This window comes from Nocardia sp., from assembly GCF_025465275.1.
GTDB lineage: Bacteria > Actinomycetota > Actinomycetes > Mycobacteriales > Mycobacteriaceae > Nocardia.
This window is the reverse complement of the sequence record NZ_JAODNK010000049.1, coordinates 73544-90818: the sequence shown is the minus strand read 5'-3', so window position 1 is coordinate 90818 and position 17275 is coordinate 73544. Positions and strand designations below refer to the sequence as shown.

The 17275-nt window shown below is 66.9% G+C and carries 19 protein-coding genes; 8 read left to right on the top strand and 11 right to left on the bottom strand.

All coding sequences use genetic code 11. The annotated features are described in order from the left end of the window. Positions 1-141: 141 nt before the first annotated feature. From JWN03_RS10895 to JWN03_RS10865, 7 genes are all read right to left on the bottom strand, one after another. Complete coding sequence (locus tag JWN03_RS10895) at positions 142-828, bottom strand: MspA family porin (RefSeq protein ID WP_297613427.1); 687 nt, start codon at positions 826-828, stop codon at positions 142-144. A 79-nt stretch (positions 829-907) separates the two neighbouring features. After that, the gene (locus JWN03_RS10890) at positions 908-1585 is read right to left on the bottom strand and encodes an MspA family porin (RefSeq protein ID WP_297613425.1); all 678 of its coding nucleotides are present in this window, start codon (positions 1583-1585) and stop codon (positions 908-910) included. Between the two features lie 313 nt (positions 1586-1898). Continuing rightward, on the bottom strand, positions 1899-2114 hold the full coding sequence (locus JWN03_RS10885) for a hypothetical protein (protein ID WP_297613423.1): 216 nt from the start codon (positions 2112-2114) through the stop codon (positions 1899-1901). Then, on the bottom strand, positions 2111-2605 hold the full coding sequence (locus JWN03_RS10880; RefSeq protein ID WP_297613539.1) for a MogA/MoaB family molybdenum cofactor biosynthesis protein: 495 nt from the start codon (positions 2603-2605) through the stop codon (positions 2111-2113). Before JWN03_RS10880 ends, JWN03_RS10885 begins: the two co-directional genes overlap by 4 nt. Before the next feature lie 140 nt (positions 2606-2745). Next, positions 2746-4059 carry a S1C family serine protease gene (locus tag JWN03_RS10875; protein WP_441342967.1) on the bottom strand — a complete coding sequence of 438 codons (1314 nt, stop codon included), beginning with the start codon at positions 4057-4059 and terminating at the stop codon, positions 2746-2748. Between the two features lie 550 nt (positions 4060-4609). Then, positions 4610-6001, bottom strand: a complete 1392-nt coding sequence (locus JWN03_RS10870) for a HAMP domain-containing sensor histidine kinase (protein WP_297613536.1) — start codon at positions 5999-6001, stop codon at positions 4610-4612. A 74-nt stretch (positions 6002-6075) separates the two neighbouring features. Then, complete coding sequence (locus tag JWN03_RS10865; protein ID WP_297613421.1) at positions 6076-6762, bottom strand: response regulator transcription factor; 687 nt, start codon at positions 6760-6762, stop codon at positions 6076-6078. A gap of 330 nt (positions 6763-7092) precedes the next feature. Here JWN03_RS10865 and JWN03_RS10860 point away from each other — a divergent pair, with 330 nt between their 5' ends. The 5 genes from JWN03_RS10860 to JWN03_RS10840 are packed head-to-tail and all read left to right on the top strand — an operon-like array spanning position 7093 to position 12491. Further along, positions 7093-10131, top strand: coding sequence for an ATP-binding protein (locus JWN03_RS10860; RefSeq protein WP_297613419.1), 3039 nt, complete (start codon positions 7093-7095; stop codon positions 10129-10131). Next, positions 10128-10535: a roadblock/LC7 domain-containing protein gene (locus tag JWN03_RS10855; RefSeq protein WP_297613417.1), complete on the top strand. Its 408-nt coding sequence runs from the start codon at positions 10128-10130 to the stop codon at positions 10533-10535. Before JWN03_RS10860 ends, JWN03_RS10855 begins: the two co-directional genes overlap by 4 nt. Positions 10536-10545: 10 nt before the next feature. After that, positions 10546-10923: a DUF742 domain-containing protein gene (locus JWN03_RS10850; protein ID WP_297613414.1), complete on the top strand. Its 378-nt coding sequence runs from the start codon at positions 10546-10548 to the stop codon at positions 10921-10923. Next, positions 10904-11623: a GTP-binding protein gene (locus tag JWN03_RS10845; RefSeq protein ID WP_366914384.1), complete on the top strand. Its 720-nt coding sequence runs from the start codon at positions 10904-10906 to the stop codon at positions 11621-11623. The genes JWN03_RS10850 and JWN03_RS10845 overlap by 20 nt, the downstream gene beginning before the upstream one ends. 49 nt (positions 11624-11672) lie before the next feature. Then, positions 11673-12491, top strand: a complete 819-nt coding sequence (locus JWN03_RS10840; RefSeq protein ID WP_297613412.1) for a hypothetical protein — start codon at positions 11673-11675, stop codon at positions 12489-12491. 88 nt (positions 12492-12579) lie between these two features. Here the strand turns inward: JWN03_RS10840 and JWN03_RS10835 are convergent, their stop codons facing one another. Beyond that, a complete protein-coding gene (locus tag JWN03_RS10835; protein ID WP_297613410.1) occupies positions 12580-13386 on the bottom strand; it encodes a VOC family protein in 807 nt (268 codons plus the stop codon). Positions 13387-13579: 193 nt separating this feature from the next. On the opposite strand from JWN03_RS10835, the gene JWN03_RS10830 reads away from it, so the two are divergent. Beyond that, the gene (locus tag JWN03_RS10830) at positions 13580-14593 is read left to right on the top strand and encodes a DUF1906 domain-containing protein (RefSeq protein WP_297613408.1); all 1014 of its coding nucleotides are present in this window, start codon (positions 13580-13582) and stop codon (positions 14591-14593) included. Positions 14594-14862: 269 nt separating this feature from the next. After that, on the top strand, positions 14863-15087 hold the full coding sequence (locus JWN03_RS10825; RefSeq protein WP_297613406.1) for a hypothetical protein: 225 nt from the start codon (positions 14863-14865) through the stop codon (positions 15085-15087). A 71-nt stretch (positions 15088-15158) separates the two neighbouring features. Here JWN03_RS10825 and rpmF read toward each other — a convergent pair whose 3' ends face one another. The 3 genes from rpmF to mrf are packed head-to-tail and all read right to left on the bottom strand — an operon-like array spanning position 15159 to position 16936. Beyond that, positions 15159-15332: a 50S ribosomal protein L32 gene (gene rpmF / locus JWN03_RS10820; RefSeq protein ID WP_297613404.1), complete on the bottom strand. Its 174-nt coding sequence runs from the start codon at positions 15330-15332 to the stop codon at positions 15159-15161. 1 nt (position 15333) lies between these two features. Further along, entirely contained in the window at positions 15334-15618 is a 285-nt protein-coding gene (locus JWN03_RS10815; RefSeq protein ID WP_297613402.1) for a type B 50S ribosomal protein L31, read from the bottom strand. A gap of 4 nt (positions 15619-15622) precedes the next feature. Beyond that, positions 15623-16936, bottom strand: coding sequence for a ribosome hibernation factor-recruiting GTPase MRF (mrf, locus tag JWN03_RS10810; RefSeq protein ID WP_441342965.1), 1314 nt, complete (start codon positions 16934-16936; stop codon positions 15623-15625). Positions 16937-17037: 101 nt separating this feature from the next. Between mrf and rpmB the strand changes: the two genes are divergently transcribed. After that, positions 17038-17274: a 50S ribosomal protein L28 gene (gene rpmB / locus JWN03_RS10805; protein ID WP_297613400.1), complete on the top strand. Its 237-nt coding sequence runs from the start codon at positions 17038-17040 to the stop codon at positions 17272-17274. Position 17275 lies beyond the last annotated feature (1 nt).

Below are 17275 nucleotides of genomic sequence, written 5' to 3'. Positions count from 1 at the left end.
CTGTGAGCTATGAGGTGTGAGAGAAGAGGATCCAGTGCAACAACACAAGATCGAGGCGCTATGCCGAGAATGCTATGGATAGCAAAAAGGGCCCGGCGCTAATCGCGCCGGGCCCCTGGGGGTTCTGCTGAAACGAACGAATCAGCCGAGGCTGAAGGGCTGCCCCCACAGGGTGACAGCGGTAATGACGTTCGGGGTCTCGATCTGCACCGCGACGAAGGCGCGGGCCTGAGCGTATCCGCCGCAACCGTTGAGGTTGATGGTCTCGTCGGACCAGGTCACCGAGCCGTTCGAACCCTTGAAATTGTTGCGGGTGTAGTGATCTTCGTTGCCGTAGTCGTCGGGGGCTTCCTCATCGAGCAGGTAGTACACCTTCGACTGACCGGGGCCGAGCGTCAGGTTGCCACCGGCGGTGCCGCCGGTGTTGCCGCCGTTCACCGACGGTCCGTTCGCGCCGAAGTCGGCGCCGCCGGTCGCGCCGCCATTGGCGCCGCCACCTGCGATGTTGACCTGGCAACCGACCACGTAACCGGGGACGATCTTGCCGCCGACGGCGCCGTTGGTGCCGGACAGCCGGACCTGCGCGCTACCGGTGACCCACGCATTGCGGTGCAGCGGGGTGGAACCCATCGACGGGTTGATGTTCGCGGATTCGCCGACGAGGTCGACCGTCACCACGGTGCCGTCGGACAGGGTCTGGGTGAGAGTGCCGCCCGCGAGCGGGACGAAGGTGTCGGCATTGGCCGCGCCGGTGGACAGCAAACCCAGGGCAGCGGTAGCGGCGACGCCGATACCGGCGGCCCGGGCCATGGTCTTTCGAAGGTTCATCGTTCTTTCCCTCTAGGGTCGAATTCGCTTATGCGAGGAATGAATTGGCGTTCACGGCGCGGTGCCGCGACATGCAGCGTCAGCCGAGGCTGAACGGCTGCCCGTAGAGGGTGGTCTTCGAGTAGTTGTCGCCGATGATCTCGACAACGGAGTAGGCGCGCGCCTGGGCATAACCGGCGCAACCCTGGATCTCGATCGGCACGTCCTGGTACTCGACCGAGTATGTGCCCGGCTTCAGGATGTCCTTGGCATTGATCTGAACCATCTTGACCTCGCCCGGGCCGAGATTCAGGCCGACGGAACCGCCCAGACTGCCACCGGACAGATTCACGCCACCGGAGACGCCGGCCGAAACGGCATTGTCGGCGAGACTCACCTGGCAGCCGACGATATAGCCGGTGTTCAGCTGCGAGGCGCCGTGGGTGGAGGAGTTGTTGCTGCCCTGACCATTGGCCGGGCCGTTGTTCGGGCCGACGGTGCCGTCCGGGGTCGCGGTGACGTCGGCGAAGGTCTTGCCCGACAGCCACGCGGTACGACCGGCGCCATTGCCCGCCATCGAGGGCGAGACGACGGCGTGCTCGCCGATCCGGGTGATGGTCACGCCCGCCGGACTCGTCTTCGTGCCGTCCGGCAACGGTACGAAGGTGTCGGCATTGGCGGCGCCGGTCGACAGCAGACCGAGCGCTACGGCGGTGGCTGCGCCGAAGCCCGCGATGCGGACGGCGCGACGGACACCGCTGGTGCGGTTCTCGCTCATTCTTTCCCTCATCAGGTTGTCTCGCAGTCAGCTCCGACCACCGAAGCCGACGAGGTCGCCACAACGCCCAATCTCCCGAGCGAGCAAAACTCAAGCAGCCTGCTCAAACGTCTTGGACTAGTGGTTTTATCGACCTGCGGGAGACAATAACCACAATGGTTACTATTTGGCAACACCGATGCGGCATGCGAATACGGCGATGATTTGTCGCAAATGTGATTTATGCCGCCGAACGGCGCGAGGCCGCCGGGAAAGAGTTTCGAATGCGATTATGAGCGCACTCAGCCGTGAGCAAACTCAGCGCTGAGCGAACTCAGCCGTGATGCGGGGGCACCTGGGAACGCAGCCAGTCATCCCCCGACTGACCCGAATCCGGTTCGGGCGTGCGCTCGTCACCGGTGGTAGTGGGCAGCGCATCACCGAAGACGGCCGCCAGCTTGGCGGCATCGGCCGCCGATAAACGACGAGACCCCGCTCGGCGCGCTGCCGGGCGGGGTTCGTCGGAAGAACGGTCGGACTCGGAGGTCATTCCGCCAGACCGGAGAGCTCGTCGATGACCTTGCTGGCCAGCGGGCCCAGGGTCGCCATACCGTCGCGGATCGCGGCCCGCGAACCCGGCAGGTTCACCACCAGCGTGCTGCCCGAGACGCCGGCCAGACCGCGCGACAGGCCGGCCTCCAGCGAACCCGACGACAGCCCGGACGCGCGCAGCGCCTCGCTGATACCCGGGAGCAACCGGTCCAGCACCTCCTCGGTGGCCTCGGGCGTGACATCGCGCGGCGACATACCCGTGCCGCCGACCGAGATCACCAGATCGACACCACCGATGACCGCGGTGTTGAGCGCATTGCGAATCTCCACCTCATCGGCCTGAACGGAGACCGAAGCATCGACCAGGAACCCCGCCTCGGTGAGTAGTTCGGTGACCAGCGGACCGAAAGAGTCCTCGCCACCGTGGGCGGTTCGGTCGTCGACGACCACGACAAGAGCACGGCCCGCCACAGCGGCATCGATTTCCATGGTGCTCACCGTAGCGTCCCCGCCCGACAACACGTCGCCCGTGCCCGACAAGAGAGCACCCTTGTCGGACAACAGCTCCCAGCCGCCTTCCGCGGTGACCCGAATCGCCGGCATCGGGGTCTGTCCGGTCTCGTGCTGCATCAGGATGCCGCCTCTCCGAGGGTTACATCGACGGTCTTGGCATTCTTGCCCTGATCATCGGTGAAGGTCAGTTTGACCTTGTCGCCCGGCCGGTGCGAGCGCACCGCGGCGATCAGTGCATTGCCCGAATCGATAACCTGGTCATCGAGTTTCGTGACGATCACATTGTTGGGGACACCGGCCTTGGCGGCCGGACCGTCCGCGGTCACCTCGAGGACGCGAGCCCCGTTGGCGTCGTCCTGCGCGCGGACCTTCACACCGATCTGTGCGTAGGTGGCCTTGCCGTTCTTGATCAGCTCATCGGCCACCCGGCGCGCGGTATCGACCGGAATGGCGAACCCGAGACCGATGGACCCGCTCTGTGCACCCGCGGCCTCCGACGTCCCGAGGGTGGCGATGGCGGTATTGATGCCGATCAGCTTGCCGTTCATATCAACCAGCGCACCACCGGAGTTGCCCGGGTTGATGGCGGCGTCGGTCTGAATGGCGTCGATGACCGTGCCCTGCGAACCCGGCTCACCACTGGTCGATACCGGCCGGTTGAGCGAGGAGACGATGCCCGTGGTCACCGTGCCCGCCAGTCCGAGCGGTGAACCGACCGCCACTACCGACTGGCCGACCTGCAGGCTCGCCGACGCACCGAGTTCGACGGGGGTCAGGCCCTGCTTACCGTCGACCTTGACGACCGCCAGATCCGAGACCGGATCCGCGCCCACCAGTTTCGCGGTGACCAGGCTGCCGTCGCTGAAGGCCACCTGCATCTGCGCGTTCGGCCCCGCACCGCTGACGACGTGATTGTTGGTCAGGATCAGGCCGTCGGTGGACAGGATCACGCCGGACCCCTCCCCCTCGGCCTTACTGCTGGCCACCTTGATCATGACGACGCTCGGCAGCACCTTCTGCGCGACGGCCTGTACCGAACCGGCGGGCGCATTGGCCACCGTGTTCACCTTCGGCTGCGGGCCGTCCAGGGCATTGGTCAGCGAGTTGCCGTTGTTGTCGCGAGTGGCCAGCGAGCCGACCGCCCCGCCGATGCCACCGCTCAGCAGCGCCAGCGCCACCGCGCCCACCACCAGGCCGGTCCGGAAGGGCCGCTTGGGTGCGGGCGCACCGGGTGCACCGGGGTATCCGGCGCCGGGACCGTTGGGCGGCCCACCCGGGCCGATCGGGCCGCCGAAGATCGGCTCGGTGGGCGGATGCCCGCCCTGCGCATACCCGGCAGGACCGTACGGCTGTCCGTAGGCGCCTACCGGAAGCTGTTCGGTGCCGGAGGCCGGAAACTGTTCTGTGGCATGCACTCCCGAGGGATCCACGCCGCCGTAGCCGGCCGGAGCCGCGCCGTAGGGCTGGCCGCCGAAGCCCGGGGCGGGGTAGCCCTGGGGTGCGGACGGGCCGGGTCCGTAGCCGGAACCGCTCGGGCCGCCGAAGCCGGGAGCGGATTGGCCCGCCTGGTAGCCCGGGTAGGGCGCACCGGAGCTCTGGCCGCCGCGGGCCCAGGCCGAATCCTGATAGGGCTGTGCCGGTGCGCTGGGGGCCGCGGCAGGCTCTGCGGAGGCGCCCTCGGCGGGAGCGGCGAGCGGCGTGGCCGATTCGGCGGACGGTGCGGACGTGCCGGAGTCGGAGCCACCATGAGCCGGGGACGCGGGAGAGGCGGACGGGTCGACGAACGACCGGTCGGCATCGCGGGGGTCGGGCTGCACATCGCGGTGGTCGGGCTGCGCAGAGGAGGCGCCTGGTTCGGTGCCCCGCTTCGAATCCTCGGTCATGTTTCTCGTTTCTCCTCGAGTCTCGTAGCCAAGAGTGGCGGTGACGACTGAGAGCGGACTGAGACCGTGCTGGTTTTTTCCGGAGGCTTTCCGGAAATCAGGTCTCGGGGACCGCGAAGGGTGTGCCTTCTCCAGGCAGCACGATACGGATCAAAGCGCCCCCGCGGTCGGAAGTATCGATGCTGATGGTGCCGCCGTGCTTGGTCACCACCTGCTTCACGATGGCCAGGCCCAGGCCGGAGCCGGGCATGGAGCGCGAGGTCATGGTCCGATAGAAGCGTTCGAACACCAGCTCGCGCTCGGCCGGCGGAATGCCGGGTCCGGCATCGTCGACGGCCAGCTCCAGCAGTCCGCGCCCGGCCTCGCGCATGGTGACTCGCACCGTGCCGCCCGCCGGACTCCATTTGGCGGCATTGTCGAGCACATTGAGGATGGCACGCTCGAGCCCGGCCTCGTGGCCGAAGACGAACCAGGGCAGCAGCTGGGCATCGAATTCGACGCCGCTGCGCCGGCGCCGCGCCCGTTCCAGTGAGCGCTCGGCCACTTCGCCGATATCGACCTGCTCGTAGACGAGATCGGGGGCGTCCTCGCGCGCCAGGTCCACCAGATCGCCCACCAGCGTGGACAACTCCTCGATCTGCGCCATCACATCCGAACGCAACTCGACCATGTCCTCATCCGGAATACTCGGCGCACCCGGACGCGACGAAGCGATCAACAACTCCATATTCGTGCGCAAAGACGTCAATGGCGTCTTCAGCTCATGACCGGCATCGGCCACCAAACGCCGCTGCCGCTCACGAGATTCGGTCAGCGCGCGCAACATCGTGTTGAAACTCTCAGTGAGCCTGGCGAGTTCATCATCACCGGTCACCGGAATAGGAGTCAGGTCATCGGTGCGGGCCACTCGTTCGGTGGCTGCGGTCAGCCGGGCGATAGGCCGCAAACCCGTGCGGCCCACCGCTGTTCCCGCGGCCGCGGCGAGCATGACCCCGCAACCGCCGACCACGAACAGCAACCACGCCAGCCGATCCAGCACCTCCCGAGTGGGCTGCAGTCGCTGCGAAACCACCAGGGTGGAACCGGAATGCGTGCGCCGCGCCAGTACTCGCTGATTGTCGACGGTGCGCAGCGAGAAGCCGATCTCCCCGCGTGCCACTGCCAATTCCTGTTTGCCCACCGGCGGATTCGTGGTCTGCGGCGGCACATACGGGGACAGGTCCGGGAAGATCAGCGCCACACCGACATCATTCGAGTACAGCCCGGCCAGCACGATCGACTGGAAGCCGAGCGAATCGAAGTTGTTGTCGATCATCAGCGAAGCCCGTGCGCGCAGTTGCGAATCCACATCCGCGTACAGCGAGCGCGCCACCATCGCATAGGCGGCAATGGAGGTGAAGGCGACGGCGACGGCCACCACGGAGGCGGCCAGCAGCGTCACCCGCCAGCGCAGCGATACCGAACGTGTCAACGGCATCGGCGGGCGCATATCGGGTTCCGGCGAATTGCCGAGTCCGGCGACCAGCGGCCGCCGCGGAATACTTCTGCCCACTAACCCGGCCCCTACGGCGGGGTCTCGCGCAGCACGTACCCGACGCCGCGCACGGTGTGAATGAGTCGCGGCTCACCCTCGGCTTCGGTTTTGCGGCGCAGATACCCGATGTACACCTCCAGCGCATTGCCGGAGGTCGGAAAGTCGTAGCCCCAGACCTCTTCGAGAATGCGGCTGCGGGTGAGCACCCGGCGCGGATTGGCCATCAGCATTTCCAGCAGCGAGAATTCGGTGCGGGTCAGGCTGATCGACCGTTCGCCGCGCAGCACCTCGCGGGTGACCGGATCCAGCGACAGGTCGGCGAACTGCATGGCCTCCGACCCCTCCATCTGGTCGACGGTGGTGCGGCGCAGCAGCGCCCGCAGCCGGGCCAGCAGCTCTTCCAGGGCGAACGGCTTGGGCAGATAGTCGTCGGCGCCGGCATCGAGTCCGGCTACCCGCTCGGAGACCGAATCCCGTGCCGTGAGTACCAGAATCGGCAGATCATCGCCGGTGCTGCGGAGCCGGCGGCACACCTCGAGCCCGTCCATGCGGGGCATCATCACGTCGAGTACCAGAGCATCGGGTCGCGAGCTGGTGGTCTTCTCGAGTGCGTCCACACCGTCGACCGCGAGCTCGACGGTGTAGCCGTTGAAGGTCAGCGAGCGACGCAGCGACTCCCGGACCGCGCGGTCGTCGTCGACTACCAAAATCCGCATGGCCTCCAGTCTGCCCACAGCGACTGAGAGGTGACTGAGAAGGGCCCCTTCGACACGCCGGACAGGATCCGGCGGTGACCAGCGAGTTTCACGGGGCTCCGATGAACGCGGGGTACGAGGCCGGCTTTCGGTATTCGAAAAACGTTGCGCGCGGCTGTATTCGGAGTCGTGTACAGCGAGTTGCTCGAATTGCCGTTACACAGCCCGCGCGGTATGTTGCAGGCCGGAAAAGAAGACCTCTAGTTGGTTCCGCGCGGGGTTCTGCCCTACGCCGCACAACCGCATACGACCTGGGGGTCACTCGTGAAAAGCGGAGGCGACGGCAGCGGGATGGAAGCGACACCCCGGTCCTGGCAATTCAGCCTGTCCAACTGGCCCGTCACACGCAAGGTCGGCATCGTTCTGGTGCTCCCGGTGTTGCTCGCCTCGACCTTCGCGGTCTTGCGCATCAACTCCGAGCTGCAAACGATCAACAACCTGAGCGCCGGTACGGAACAGGCCGCCGTAATGGGCCCAACAATCAAATTCGAGTCCGCAACACAGGAACTCGCCGTGCAGACGATCGACGGCTGGGGCAACCCGGACGCTGATCCTGTCATCGACGCCGCCGCCGGAAAGTTCGATCAGGCCGCCGCGGACCTCGATATGCTGCTACGCGCCTCCAAGGTGGACGCCACCATCGTGCAGCAGCTGGAACAGGCCATGACCATGGCCAAGACCATGCGCAACAACCGGCACAGCGGCTCCGCGCAGGCGGTGGCCGACCAGTCGGAGGCGGTCTCGCAGAAGATCCAGTCCGCGCTCTCGACCTCGCAGTCGGTCTCGGATCTGCGTGTGCAGCAGCTGTTCCTGCAGCAGGGCACCCTGATGACCGCCGGGCGCCTGCTCACCCAGGAACGCACCATGCTGGCCACCCCGGGGATCGCGACCAATCAGGCTCTGAAGGTCCGGCTGCTCACCTCGATCGGCGCCGAGATCACCCTGCTCGAGGTCTATCACAGCTTGTACCCGGATGCGGCGCAGGGCGACGGCGGACTCCGGGACGCCGCGAACGTCCGTATCGGCATCCTGGCTCAGGGCGTGCCTGATCCGTCCGCGGTCCCGGCCATGAGCGACGCGGTCAATGCCAGCCTCAACGGCTACCACTCGGTTATGGCCGATATCGGAATCGCGCTGGACGCCAAGCTCGCTCAGCTCAGCACCGATGCCCGCAATACGGTGCTGCGCGATACCTCCATCGTTATCGGCATGCTGCTGGCCGGTCTGGCGCTCGCCCTGGTGGTGGCGCGCTCACTGGTCGTGCCGGTCCGGCGCCTGCGCCGGGATGCCCTCCAGGTCGCGCACATCGACCTGCCGCAGGAACTCGAAGTGGTGCGCAATGGCGGCGCCACCCCCGAGATCACTCCGGTCGACGTGCACACCACCGAGGAGATCGGGCAGCTGGCCCGCGCCGTCGACGATATCCACACCCAGGCGCTGCACCTCGCCGCCGAACAGGCCCGGCTGCGACTGCAGATCGGCAATATGTTCGAGACCCTGTCCCGCCGTAGCCAATCGCTCGTCGAACAGCAGCTGACGCTGATCGAGGAGCTGGAGCGCGACGAGGACGACTCCGAGCGCCTGCAGAGCCTGTTCCGCCTCGATCACCTCGCCACCCGCATGCGCCGCAACGGCGACAACCTGCTGGTGCTGGCCGGAACCGCGCTGCGCCGTGGACATCTCACACCGGTGCCGCTTTCCGACATGCTGTGGTCCTCGGTCTCGCAGGTCGAGGACTACCAGCGCGCGGAGATCGGCACCGTGCCCGACGGCATCGTCGCCGGTGAACCGGCCGTCGATATCGAACACCTGCTGGCCGAGTTGATCGACAACGCACTGCGCTACTCCCCGCCGTCCACTCCGGTGGCGGTGTCCGTGGCGCGCGCCGTGGACGGGGGCTACCTCATCGAGATCACCGACCGGGGCCTCGGCATGAATGCCGAAGACCTGCAGTCCATCAACGACCGGCTCGCCTCCGGTGGTGAGGTCAATGTCGAGACCGCCCGCCGCATGGGTCTGTTCGTCGTCGGCCGGCTCGCCAAGCGGCACAACATCACCGTGAGCCTGCGCCGCACCTCGGCCATGGTGCAGCAGCCGGGCATCACCGCCAGCGTGCATCTGCCGGGCACCCTGGTCTCGCCCGCGCCGGAACGTGGCGGCGATACCGGCAATACCGGTCAGTTCCCGGTCACCGCGGCACTGCCCGTGGCGCCCGGGGCGGTGGCTCCGGGCGCCACGGTCTCGACGCTGCCGCAAGCTCCGGCGTCCGCACCGCAGCCTGTTATCGCACCGCCGCGGCTGATGCCGGTGCCGAATCCGCCGGAGGTCGTGACCACCGGCCGGTTCGGGGTCACCAGCTCCGGACTGCCGCAGCGCAAGACGCCCGGCGATACCGGCGAGCAGCCCGTCATCACCGGTTTCGGTGCCGAGAAGCCGTATACGGACAATTTCGTCGATGCCTTCGCGGGCGCCGGCGATCCCACCGCGACCTACAGCGTCGTGGGTCCGCAGACGCAACCGCCGGTCGACTTCTGGGGCGATACCGGACAGCACGAGATACAGCAGCCCGAGCCGGCTGCCCCCGTGAGCCCGGCCGCACCGGTGGGCAACGACGGTAACGGCAACGGCGGCAATGGGAACGGTTACGACGCCGGCAGCACCGGCGACGAGGACACGGGCAGCTACTTCGCGAACGGTTACAGCGCGTTCGGGAACGACAGCGGCAGCCCGGCCGGTACCGAGCCGAATGGCAACGTGGCCAATGCAAACGGGCTGACCAGCGGTGATACCTACCGCGACACGGCAGGTAATGGCAACGGCGCCACTGTGAACGGCCTCGGGAACAGTTTCGGCAACGGCAACGGCAACAGCCACGGTTTCGGCAATGAGCCCGTGGCCGCCCCGCTCCCGCAGCGGGGGCAAGCGCCCCAGCCGCAACAGCAGCAGCCGCAACAGCAACCGCAGCCCGCGCAGCGCCCGGCCGGTGACGCCGTCATGTCGGGGAGCCCGATCTATCAGCGCATGGTCTCGGAGTGGCTGGTGGAACCGGCCTCCGGTGGTGGCCAGGACGATAGTGCGGAATGGTCGTCGACCTCGGATGCCGGCTGGGCCGCCGCCGCGGAAGCCGCCAATCCGACCTCCAGTTCCACAACACAGGGCGGTTTGCCGATCCGGCGGCCGGGAGCTCAGTTGGTGCCCGGCGCGGTGGCGCAGGAGGACGAGACCGGCGCCCGCAATCCGGATGAGATCCGTAACAGCTTGACGAGGCACCTCAGTGGCGTTCGCTCTGGACGCGCAGACTCGCAGTACACAGACGGAGGGCATGCATGACCGACTCCCAGCGCACCACCACCGATGAGAATCTGAACTGGCTGGTCACCCGCTTCACCCGCGAAGTGCCCGGTGTCTCGCATGCGGTCCTGGTTTCGGCCGACGGACTTATGCAGGCGACCAGTCCGCATCTGCCGGCCGATCGGGGCGAACAGCTCGCCGCGGTCACCGCCGGTCTGGCCAGCCTCTCGGCCGGTGCGGCACAGCTTTTCGACGGTGGCAAGGTCATGCAGTCCATCGTCGAAATGCAGCGCGGCTACCTGCTCGTCATGACCGTCGGCAACGGCTCGCACCTGGCGGTGCTGGCCAATAAACAGCACGACATCGGCCGAATCGGCTACGAGATGGCGCTGCTGGTCGACCGGGTCGGGTCGGTGGTGCAGGCCACTGCCCGAACTGCCTGATGAGCCGCCGATGACAACTCCGAACGGAGGAGTCGGAGGCACTCGGCCCACCAGCCGTGTCCGGCCCTATGCGTTGACCTCCGGCCGCACCGAGCCGGCAGTTGATCTGCCGCTCGAGGCGGTCGTCGAAACACTTTCCTACACCGCTCATTTCGACTGGCCCGCGGGTGATATCCGCACCGAGATCCTGCGGCTGGGCACTGCCCGGCTGTCGGTCGCCGAGATCGCGGCGCACCTGCAGCGACCTCTGGGCATGGTCCGGGTGGTGATCGGTGATCTCGTCGTCGCCGGGACCCTCCGCGTGCATTCGACTCTGAGCGATCAGGCGACTTTCGACGAGCGCCGCTCTTTGATGGAGAGGACCCTGCATGGACTCCGCGCCCTTTGACGGCGGGAGCTACAACGGGGGTGCGCCGCAGTACCCCAACGGCGGGCCCCAGTATCCCGGCCAGCAGTTCGCGAATCCGGGTGTAGCGCAGCAGCAGTACCCGCCCCGTCCGGGCGAGGAGTTCCGGACCGTCGCCTCCACCAAGATCGTGGTGGCGGGCGGCTTCGGCGCCGGCAAGACCACCTTCGTCGGCGCGGTCTCGGAGATCGTGCCACTGCGCACCGAGGCCATGGTGACCGCCATGTCGGACGGGGTCGACGACCTCGCTGCCACGCCGGGCAAGGAAACCACCACGGTGGCCATGGATTTCGGGCGCATCATCCTGCCCGGCAATATGGTGCTGTACCTCTTCGGCACGCCCGGCCAGCGCCGGTTCTGGTTCATGTGGGACGACCTCATCAAGGGCGCCATCGGCGCGGTGGTGCTGGTCGACACCCGTCGCATCGAGGACAGCTTCGCCGCGGTCGATTTCTTCGAGGCCAAGTCGCTGCCGTTCCTCATTGCGGTGAACCGCTTTCCGAACGCGCCGCGCTTCCCGGTCGCCGAACTGCGAGAGGCCCTCAGCGTGCGCGAGGGGGTGCCGATTGTCGACATCGACGCGCGGGACGCGGGTGAGGTCCGGCGGACACTGGCGGCGGTCACCGAGTACGCGATCGAACGGCTGATGAACGCACAGCGCGAAACAGCGCGCCGCAGCTAGACATTCACGCTCGCAGCTGGAGATTACGTAGGTAGGCAGGGGTTTCCGGGTGATCTATTTCTCAATGGGCTACTGGGTCATCGGCTTGGCACTGATCGTGTCGGTGGCCGGTGCGTCGTGTGGGCTGGCGTGTATTCGCCAGTCCACCAAATCGGTCACGCTCCGATTCCGGTTGCTGTGGCTGTTCGTGGCCGCCAGTTCCATCGGCGGCGTCGGCATGGCCATGCCGGTGTTCGTATCGATGCTCGGCTTCAGCGTGAAGGGCAGCCAAGTCCGCTATGACAGCCTGCTGACCACGCTGTTCTCGGCGCTGTCGGGTTTGACGGTGTTCGCGGGCCTGGTGATCGCGGGCAAGGTCCTGAACTGGTGGCGACTGACAGCCGCCTCGCTGGTCACGGCGGGCGGACTGGGATCGGTTCACCTGCTGCTGCTTTCGGCGGTGCGCGTGCAGGGCACCACCGACCGCAGCCTGGTGTCGGTGGTCGCGGTGTACGTGATCGCGGCACTGCTGTCGGCGCTGCTGCTGTGGTTCAGCCTGTGGGCGAAGTCGGTGCCGGTGCTCATGGCAGGGTCGCTGGCCTACGCCATTCTGGTGACCGGCATGCACTACGCCGGACTCACCGGATTGCAGGTACACGTGGATCCGACCGCGTCGCTGCCGAAGGGTGACGACCTCTTCAACTTCTTCGTGCCGTTCTTCATCATCGGCTCACTGTCGCTTGCCGTTCCGATCACCGCGATCCTCGTCGCGCCGGACCGGCGGGAAGCCCGGCAGGCGCCGATCACGGCCGATATCGATCTGGCGCACAGCGCCTCGCTGGCGGTCTCGTCACGAAAGAGCGGTCGCACCAAGGTGTCCGCGCGCTGACGCCGACCACTACCGTCTCTCGGGCCGGATCATCTGCCGTCGTTCCGACGAGGTGATCCGGCCCGAGGCGTATGCGGCCCCGCGCGGTTCAGCCCTCCGGAGCGGACGTCTCCCCCACCGTCTTGTTCGGGTCGAGCAGTGCGAACAACTCTCCCTGCGGCGCGGCCAGAATCGCCATGTGGCCGAACGGTCCGTCCTGGGCGGGCAGAAGCACGGTCGCGCCCAGCTCCTCGGCGCGGCGCAAGCCCTCGTCGAGTCCGTCGAACTGGAACCAGGTGAGCCAGTACGGCTGCTCGGGTGCGGCGCCGTTGACGGTGTCGTCATTGATGCCGGCGACCGGCGCGACGGCCCCGGGCGGCACCAGCGTGCCGTAACGCATTGCCGCATCGTCGAATTCGGTGACGCTGAAGCCGAAGACACTGGAGTAGAACGTCTTCGCGGCCTCGTAGTCGCCGGTGTGCAGATCGTTCCAGACGTAGGCTCCGTGCTCGTTGTGCACGGCCGCGCCATTGTGCGCCTGCGCCTCCCACACCGCGAAGGGTGCGCCGGAGACGTCGGCGGCGACGAACATGCGGCCGAATTCCATGACGTCGAAGGGCGGCACCAGCATTCGCCCGCCCGCGGCGGTGACGCGCGCCGCACTGGCATCGGCGTCCTCGACCGCGAAGTAGGTGGTCCATACCGAGGGCACGCCCGCTTCGGGTTTCGGGCCGACGCCCGCGATGGCCTGCCCCTTCCGCAGGGCCATCAGATATCCCCCGGTGTCTTCCCCGCCGCCGTGTACGTCCCAGCCGAACAGTTCCGCGTAGAACTCACCGGCCTTGGCCGGATCGTCGACCTGGCAGTCGACCCAGCACGGTGTACCCGGGGGCCACGCCTCGTTGCGAACAGGCATCGGTTATCTCCGTTTCTGAAGTAATGCAAAGACATTTGTAAGTGCAAACGAAAAGGCTGACGTGACGCCGCTCACACAACCGCACCCAGTCAACCACTCCGTCTCGACAAATTCAGAGAGTTCGGCCGGTCGATGACCCCCGACTTCGGGAATGCGGCACCCACGGCATGTCCCGCGAATTACAGTGACTGTCATGCGTTTCGGGCTGGATTACGCCGCAGGTCGGCCCCCCGCGAGCGCCATCCGGGCGGCCGGTTTCGATTTCGTCATCCGCTATCTCTCCGATGGCGGACCCACCCTGCCGGGCAAGCTGCTCATGCCCGCCGAGGCCGACGATCTACGCGCGAACCAGGTGTCGATCGTGGCCAACTGGGAGACCACCGCCGCACGCATGCTCGATGGTTTCGGCGCGGGTGTCACCGATGCGCGCGCCGGGCTGGCCGTGGTGTTGCGCTGCGGCGGGCGGCCGGATCGGCCCATCTACTTCTCCGCGGACTTCGACGCCTCGCCGTCGCAGCAGGCCGCCATCAATGCCTATCTCCAGGGCGCCGCCACCGTGCTGGGGCCCGCGAATGTCGGTATCTACGGTGGGTATTGGCCGGTGAGCCGGGCACTCGACGCCGGGGCGGCGGCCTGGGCCTGGCAGACGGTGGCGTGGTCGGGCAGCAATCGGGAGCCACGTGCGCAGCTGCTGCAGACCGGGGCGCAGGTCACGGTCGCCGACGTGCAGTGCGATGTGAACGAAACCGACCACATGGATTTCGGCCAATGGGACTTCGAACCGGAGGAACAGGACTTGACGCCCGAACAGGACCAAATACTGCGTGATATCCAAACCCAGCTGCGCGGCCCCGGACTGACCGGCTGGCCGCAACTCGGTGACGATCCGGCCGGCCGGCACAAGACCGTGGTGGACGGTCTGGCCGCCGCACTCGCCAAGATCGACGAACTGCGCACGGAGATCAGCGATCTGGAGGCGACGACCCACGAGCTGAGCAGTGAGGTGGTTCGGCTGTCCGGCGGTAGCCATTGGCCTTTCCCGCTCTCGCTCATCGAGGGGCCCGCCATGGCCGTCGCGGATCAACTGGCGCGACTGGAACAGCTGCTGCCGGCACTGCCGCTGCCCGGATGGGGCGAAAGCCCCAAGAACGGACAAACCACCACAGCGGCCAGTCCTGTTGCCACAGTGGACAACCGAATTGGTTGATTTGTCGGAATTTCTCCGGCAGGCAATGCGCGTGAACTCCCCGGAAAGTGGCGATGAGCGGGTTCTTCTGTTGTCAGAAGAACCCGCCCTCGGCCACGAGGATACCGCCGCAACAGCACGAATTCACAACTTTGAGAAGACTTTTTCGACCCACCGCACAAAGGCAGGCAAGCTGCCCCCGCGCAACACATGAGCAGATCTATGGTGGCGCAGCGACATTCCCACTATCGTCGGCTGGGTCCGAACGTGCTCTATCGAAGGAGGCTCAAGTGGCCGTCAACGTGGTACTCGACAAAGCTCTCGACAAGGCGTACGAAAGCAAGACCCTCGCGGAGATCCTCGCGGCCCCGCCGTCGGCGCTGGCCGGACTCACCGAGAAGCACGACGTTCAACTGCTCGAGGCCCTCGGTGTGAAGACCATCGCCGACCTGGCCAAGAACAAGTACTTCCGGCTCGCCGCCACCCTCGCGGACCTGGCAGCCAAGGAAGGCTGACCCCTGCCGCAGAGGCGCCGGATGTTCGCGAGAACACCCGGCGCCTCCGCGTTGTCCCTGCGCGGGACCACTCAGAGCTTGTCGAGATCGATCAATCCGCGCTGCACCGCGCGCACCAGTTTGCGCGGTACGCGATGCACTACGCCGGCCACCGTGACCGGAACAAGATCGGGCGGAGTGGCCTTCCATTGTGCACGGCGACTACGGGTATTCGAACGCGACATCCGCCGCTTCGGAACAGCCATATCAGTTCTCCTGTCCTGCGGTCGAATTACTTTCGCCGCGTATGCGTTTGCCGTATCGGCGTTCGAACTTCTCCACGCGGCCCGCCGTATCGAGGGCTCGCTGTGAACCCGTCCAGAACGGATGCGAATCGGAAGTCACATCGACGATCATGTGCGGATAAGAATTGCCGTCCTCCCATTCCACCGACCGGTCGGAGGTCGCGGTCGAGTGGGTGAGGAAACGCTTTCCGGTACTCGCGTCCTCGAAGACCACCGGATGGTAATCGGGGTGGATTCCCTGTTTCATCGCATCACCTTTCGTTCTGGCGGGAACCGCCGTCGCCGGTCACCGGCGTGGATCGGGTTGTGTCGCAAGGCTCCTCGTGCTGTTCCCCGAACGGGTCCGGCCAGCCGGCGACGCGGTCCGGCGCGAAACGCACCTGCCGCAGTTCGTCGTCGTCCACCAGTGCCCAGTGCAGGGCATGGCGGATCTCCTCGGCATCGGCCTCGTGGACCAGGATCACCAGCGAGGTGTGCCGGTCGCCGAAATGCTCGTTCCAGCGCAGTGCGGCCATGAGATCGCGTTCGGGATCGACCTCGGCGCGTTCCCCGGAAGTCATGGCGGCCAGCCACTTTCCGGCGCCGCCGACCCGCAGGCCGCCGCCCGCCGACTCCAGCCACACCACATCGTCGGGCTGGGTGGCCAGCCAGACGCGGCCGCGGGCGCTCACCACACCGTCCAGCAGCACATCGATGGCCGAGTGCAGGCGGTCGGGATGGAAGGGGCGGTCGGTGTCGAATTCCAGCAGTGCCACACCGCAATCCGGCTCCAGCGGCGGTTGGCCGCGCAGCAGGGAAGTGTGTGGATCGAAGCCCGCGCCCCGGCGCGCATCCGACGGGATCCGGTCGAGCAGGCCGAAAAGCGCGTCGGCACGCAGCATTTCGGAGGGCGCGTGCACGCCGAGCGATGCGGGCTCATCCAGCCAGGCGATGGGTGCGCCGGGCGCCAGGCGGGCCAGTACCGCGGCCGTCCGCAGGCGCTCGCCCGGATCCGCACCGCCGTCGAAACCCAGTAGGGCATCGGCGAATTCGACCTGGCCGACCGCCAGCTGAGCCATGGTGCGATCGTCGTCGACGGTGGCATGGCCGCGCTCGGCGAGGGTTTCGTCACCGGTGGCGTCGGCGAGCCAGTCGCGGGCGTCCAGGCAGGTGAGCACGGCTTCGATACGCACATTGCGCGCGGCCGGTCCGTCGACCCGGCCGGCCACGCCGGTGACCACCACATCGCGAATGGCCTGGCAGACGGCTTCGGCCTCGAAGGCCGGATCCAGCGCAAGCACTATGCGCCGCACCGAATCCCGCTGCGCGAGCAGGCACAGGTAGGGCAGCAGATCGGCGCGCAGCGTGCAGGAGACGCAGCCATGTGCGAGCTCCAGCACGGTCACCTCCTCACGACCGCTGTGGCACACCGTGCGGCGCACCACGCCTTCGCGCAGTTCGGTCAGATCGTGACGGACCACGACGGTGCCGGGCTCCGCGCCCAGCCGGCGGGCCGCATGCCGCACGCCGTCCGTGGCCCGGCCGGGGAGTCCCGCAATGACCAGCACGGGTGTGGGAGATGGCACCGGTACCCCTTTCGACAATGATTTTCATTTACCGAGGGCCCAGCGTACATTGGAATAAACCCGTTGTCGAAAACGATTGTCATCATCAGAAAGGGGCGTCCATGTCGGCCATCTGCCAGGTCACCGGTCGCAAGCCGGGGTTCGGCAAGTCCGTGTCGCACTCACACACCCGGACCAACCGGCGCTGGGACCCCAATATCCAGCGCAAGACCTACTACCTGCCCAGCGAAGGCCGCCGCATCACGCTCAACGTCTCCGCCAAGGGCATCAAAACCATCGACCGCGACGGCATCGAGGCGGTCGTAGCCCGGCTGCGGGCTCGCGGCCAGAAGATCTGAG

Excerpts from the sequence above, each read along its gene's own strand:
- JWN03_RS10895 (WP_297613427.1), bottom strand. The coding sequence starts at position 828 with ATGAACCTTCGAAAGACCATGGCCCGGGCCGCCGGTATCGGCGTCGCC.
- JWN03_RS10890 (WP_297613425.1), bottom strand. The coding sequence starts at position 1,585 with ATGAGCGAGAACCGCACCAGCGGTGTCCGTCGCGCCGTCCGCATCGCG.
- JWN03_RS10885 (WP_297613423.1), bottom strand. The coding sequence starts at position 2,114 with ATGACCTCCGAGTCCGACCGTTCTTCCGACGAACCCCGCCCGGCAGCG.
- JWN03_RS10880 (WP_297613539.1), bottom strand. The coding sequence starts at position 2,605 with ATGGAAATCGATGCCGCTGTGGCGGGCCGTGCTCTTGTCGTGGTCGTC.
- JWN03_RS10870 (WP_297613536.1), bottom strand. The coding sequence starts at position 6,001 with ATGCGCCCGCCGATGCCGTTGACACGTTCGGTATCGCTGCGCTGGCGG.
- JWN03_RS10865 (WP_297613421.1), bottom strand. The coding sequence starts at position 6,762 with ATGCGGATTTTGGTAGTCGACGACGACCGCGCGGTCCGGGAGTCGCTG.
- JWN03_RS10860 (WP_297613419.1), top strand. The coding sequence starts at position 7,093 with ATGGAAGCGACACCCCGGTCCTGGCAATTCAGCCTGTCCAACTGGCCC.
- JWN03_RS10855 (WP_297613417.1), top strand. The coding sequence starts at position 10,128 with ATGACCGACTCCCAGCGCACCACCACCGATGAGAATCTGAACTGGCTG.
- JWN03_RS10850 (WP_297613414.1), top strand. The coding sequence starts at position 10,546 with ATGACAACTCCGAACGGAGGAGTCGGAGGCACTCGGCCCACCAGCCGT.
- JWN03_RS10845 (WP_366914384.1), top strand. The coding sequence starts at position 10,904 with ATGGACTCCGCGCCCTTTGACGGCGGGAGCTACAACGGGGGTGCGCCG.
- JWN03_RS10835 (WP_297613410.1), bottom strand. The coding sequence starts at position 13,386 with ATGCCTGTTCGCAACGAGGCGTGGCCCCCGGGTACACCGTGCTGGGTC.
- JWN03_RS10830 (WP_297613408.1), top strand. The coding sequence starts at position 13,580 with ATGCGTTTCGGGCTGGATTACGCCGCAGGTCGGCCCCCCGCGAGCGCC.
- rpmF (WP_297613404.1), bottom strand. The coding sequence starts at position 15,332 with ATGGCTGTTCCGAAGCGGCGGATGTCGCGTTCGAATACCCGTAGTCGC.
- JWN03_RS10815 (WP_297613402.1), bottom strand. The coding sequence starts at position 15,618 with ATGAAACAGGGAATCCACCCCGATTACCATCCGGTGGTCTTCGAGGAC.
- rpmB (WP_297613400.1), top strand. The coding sequence starts at position 17,038 with ATGTCGGCCATCTGCCAGGTCACCGGTCGCAAGCCGGGGTTCGGCAAG.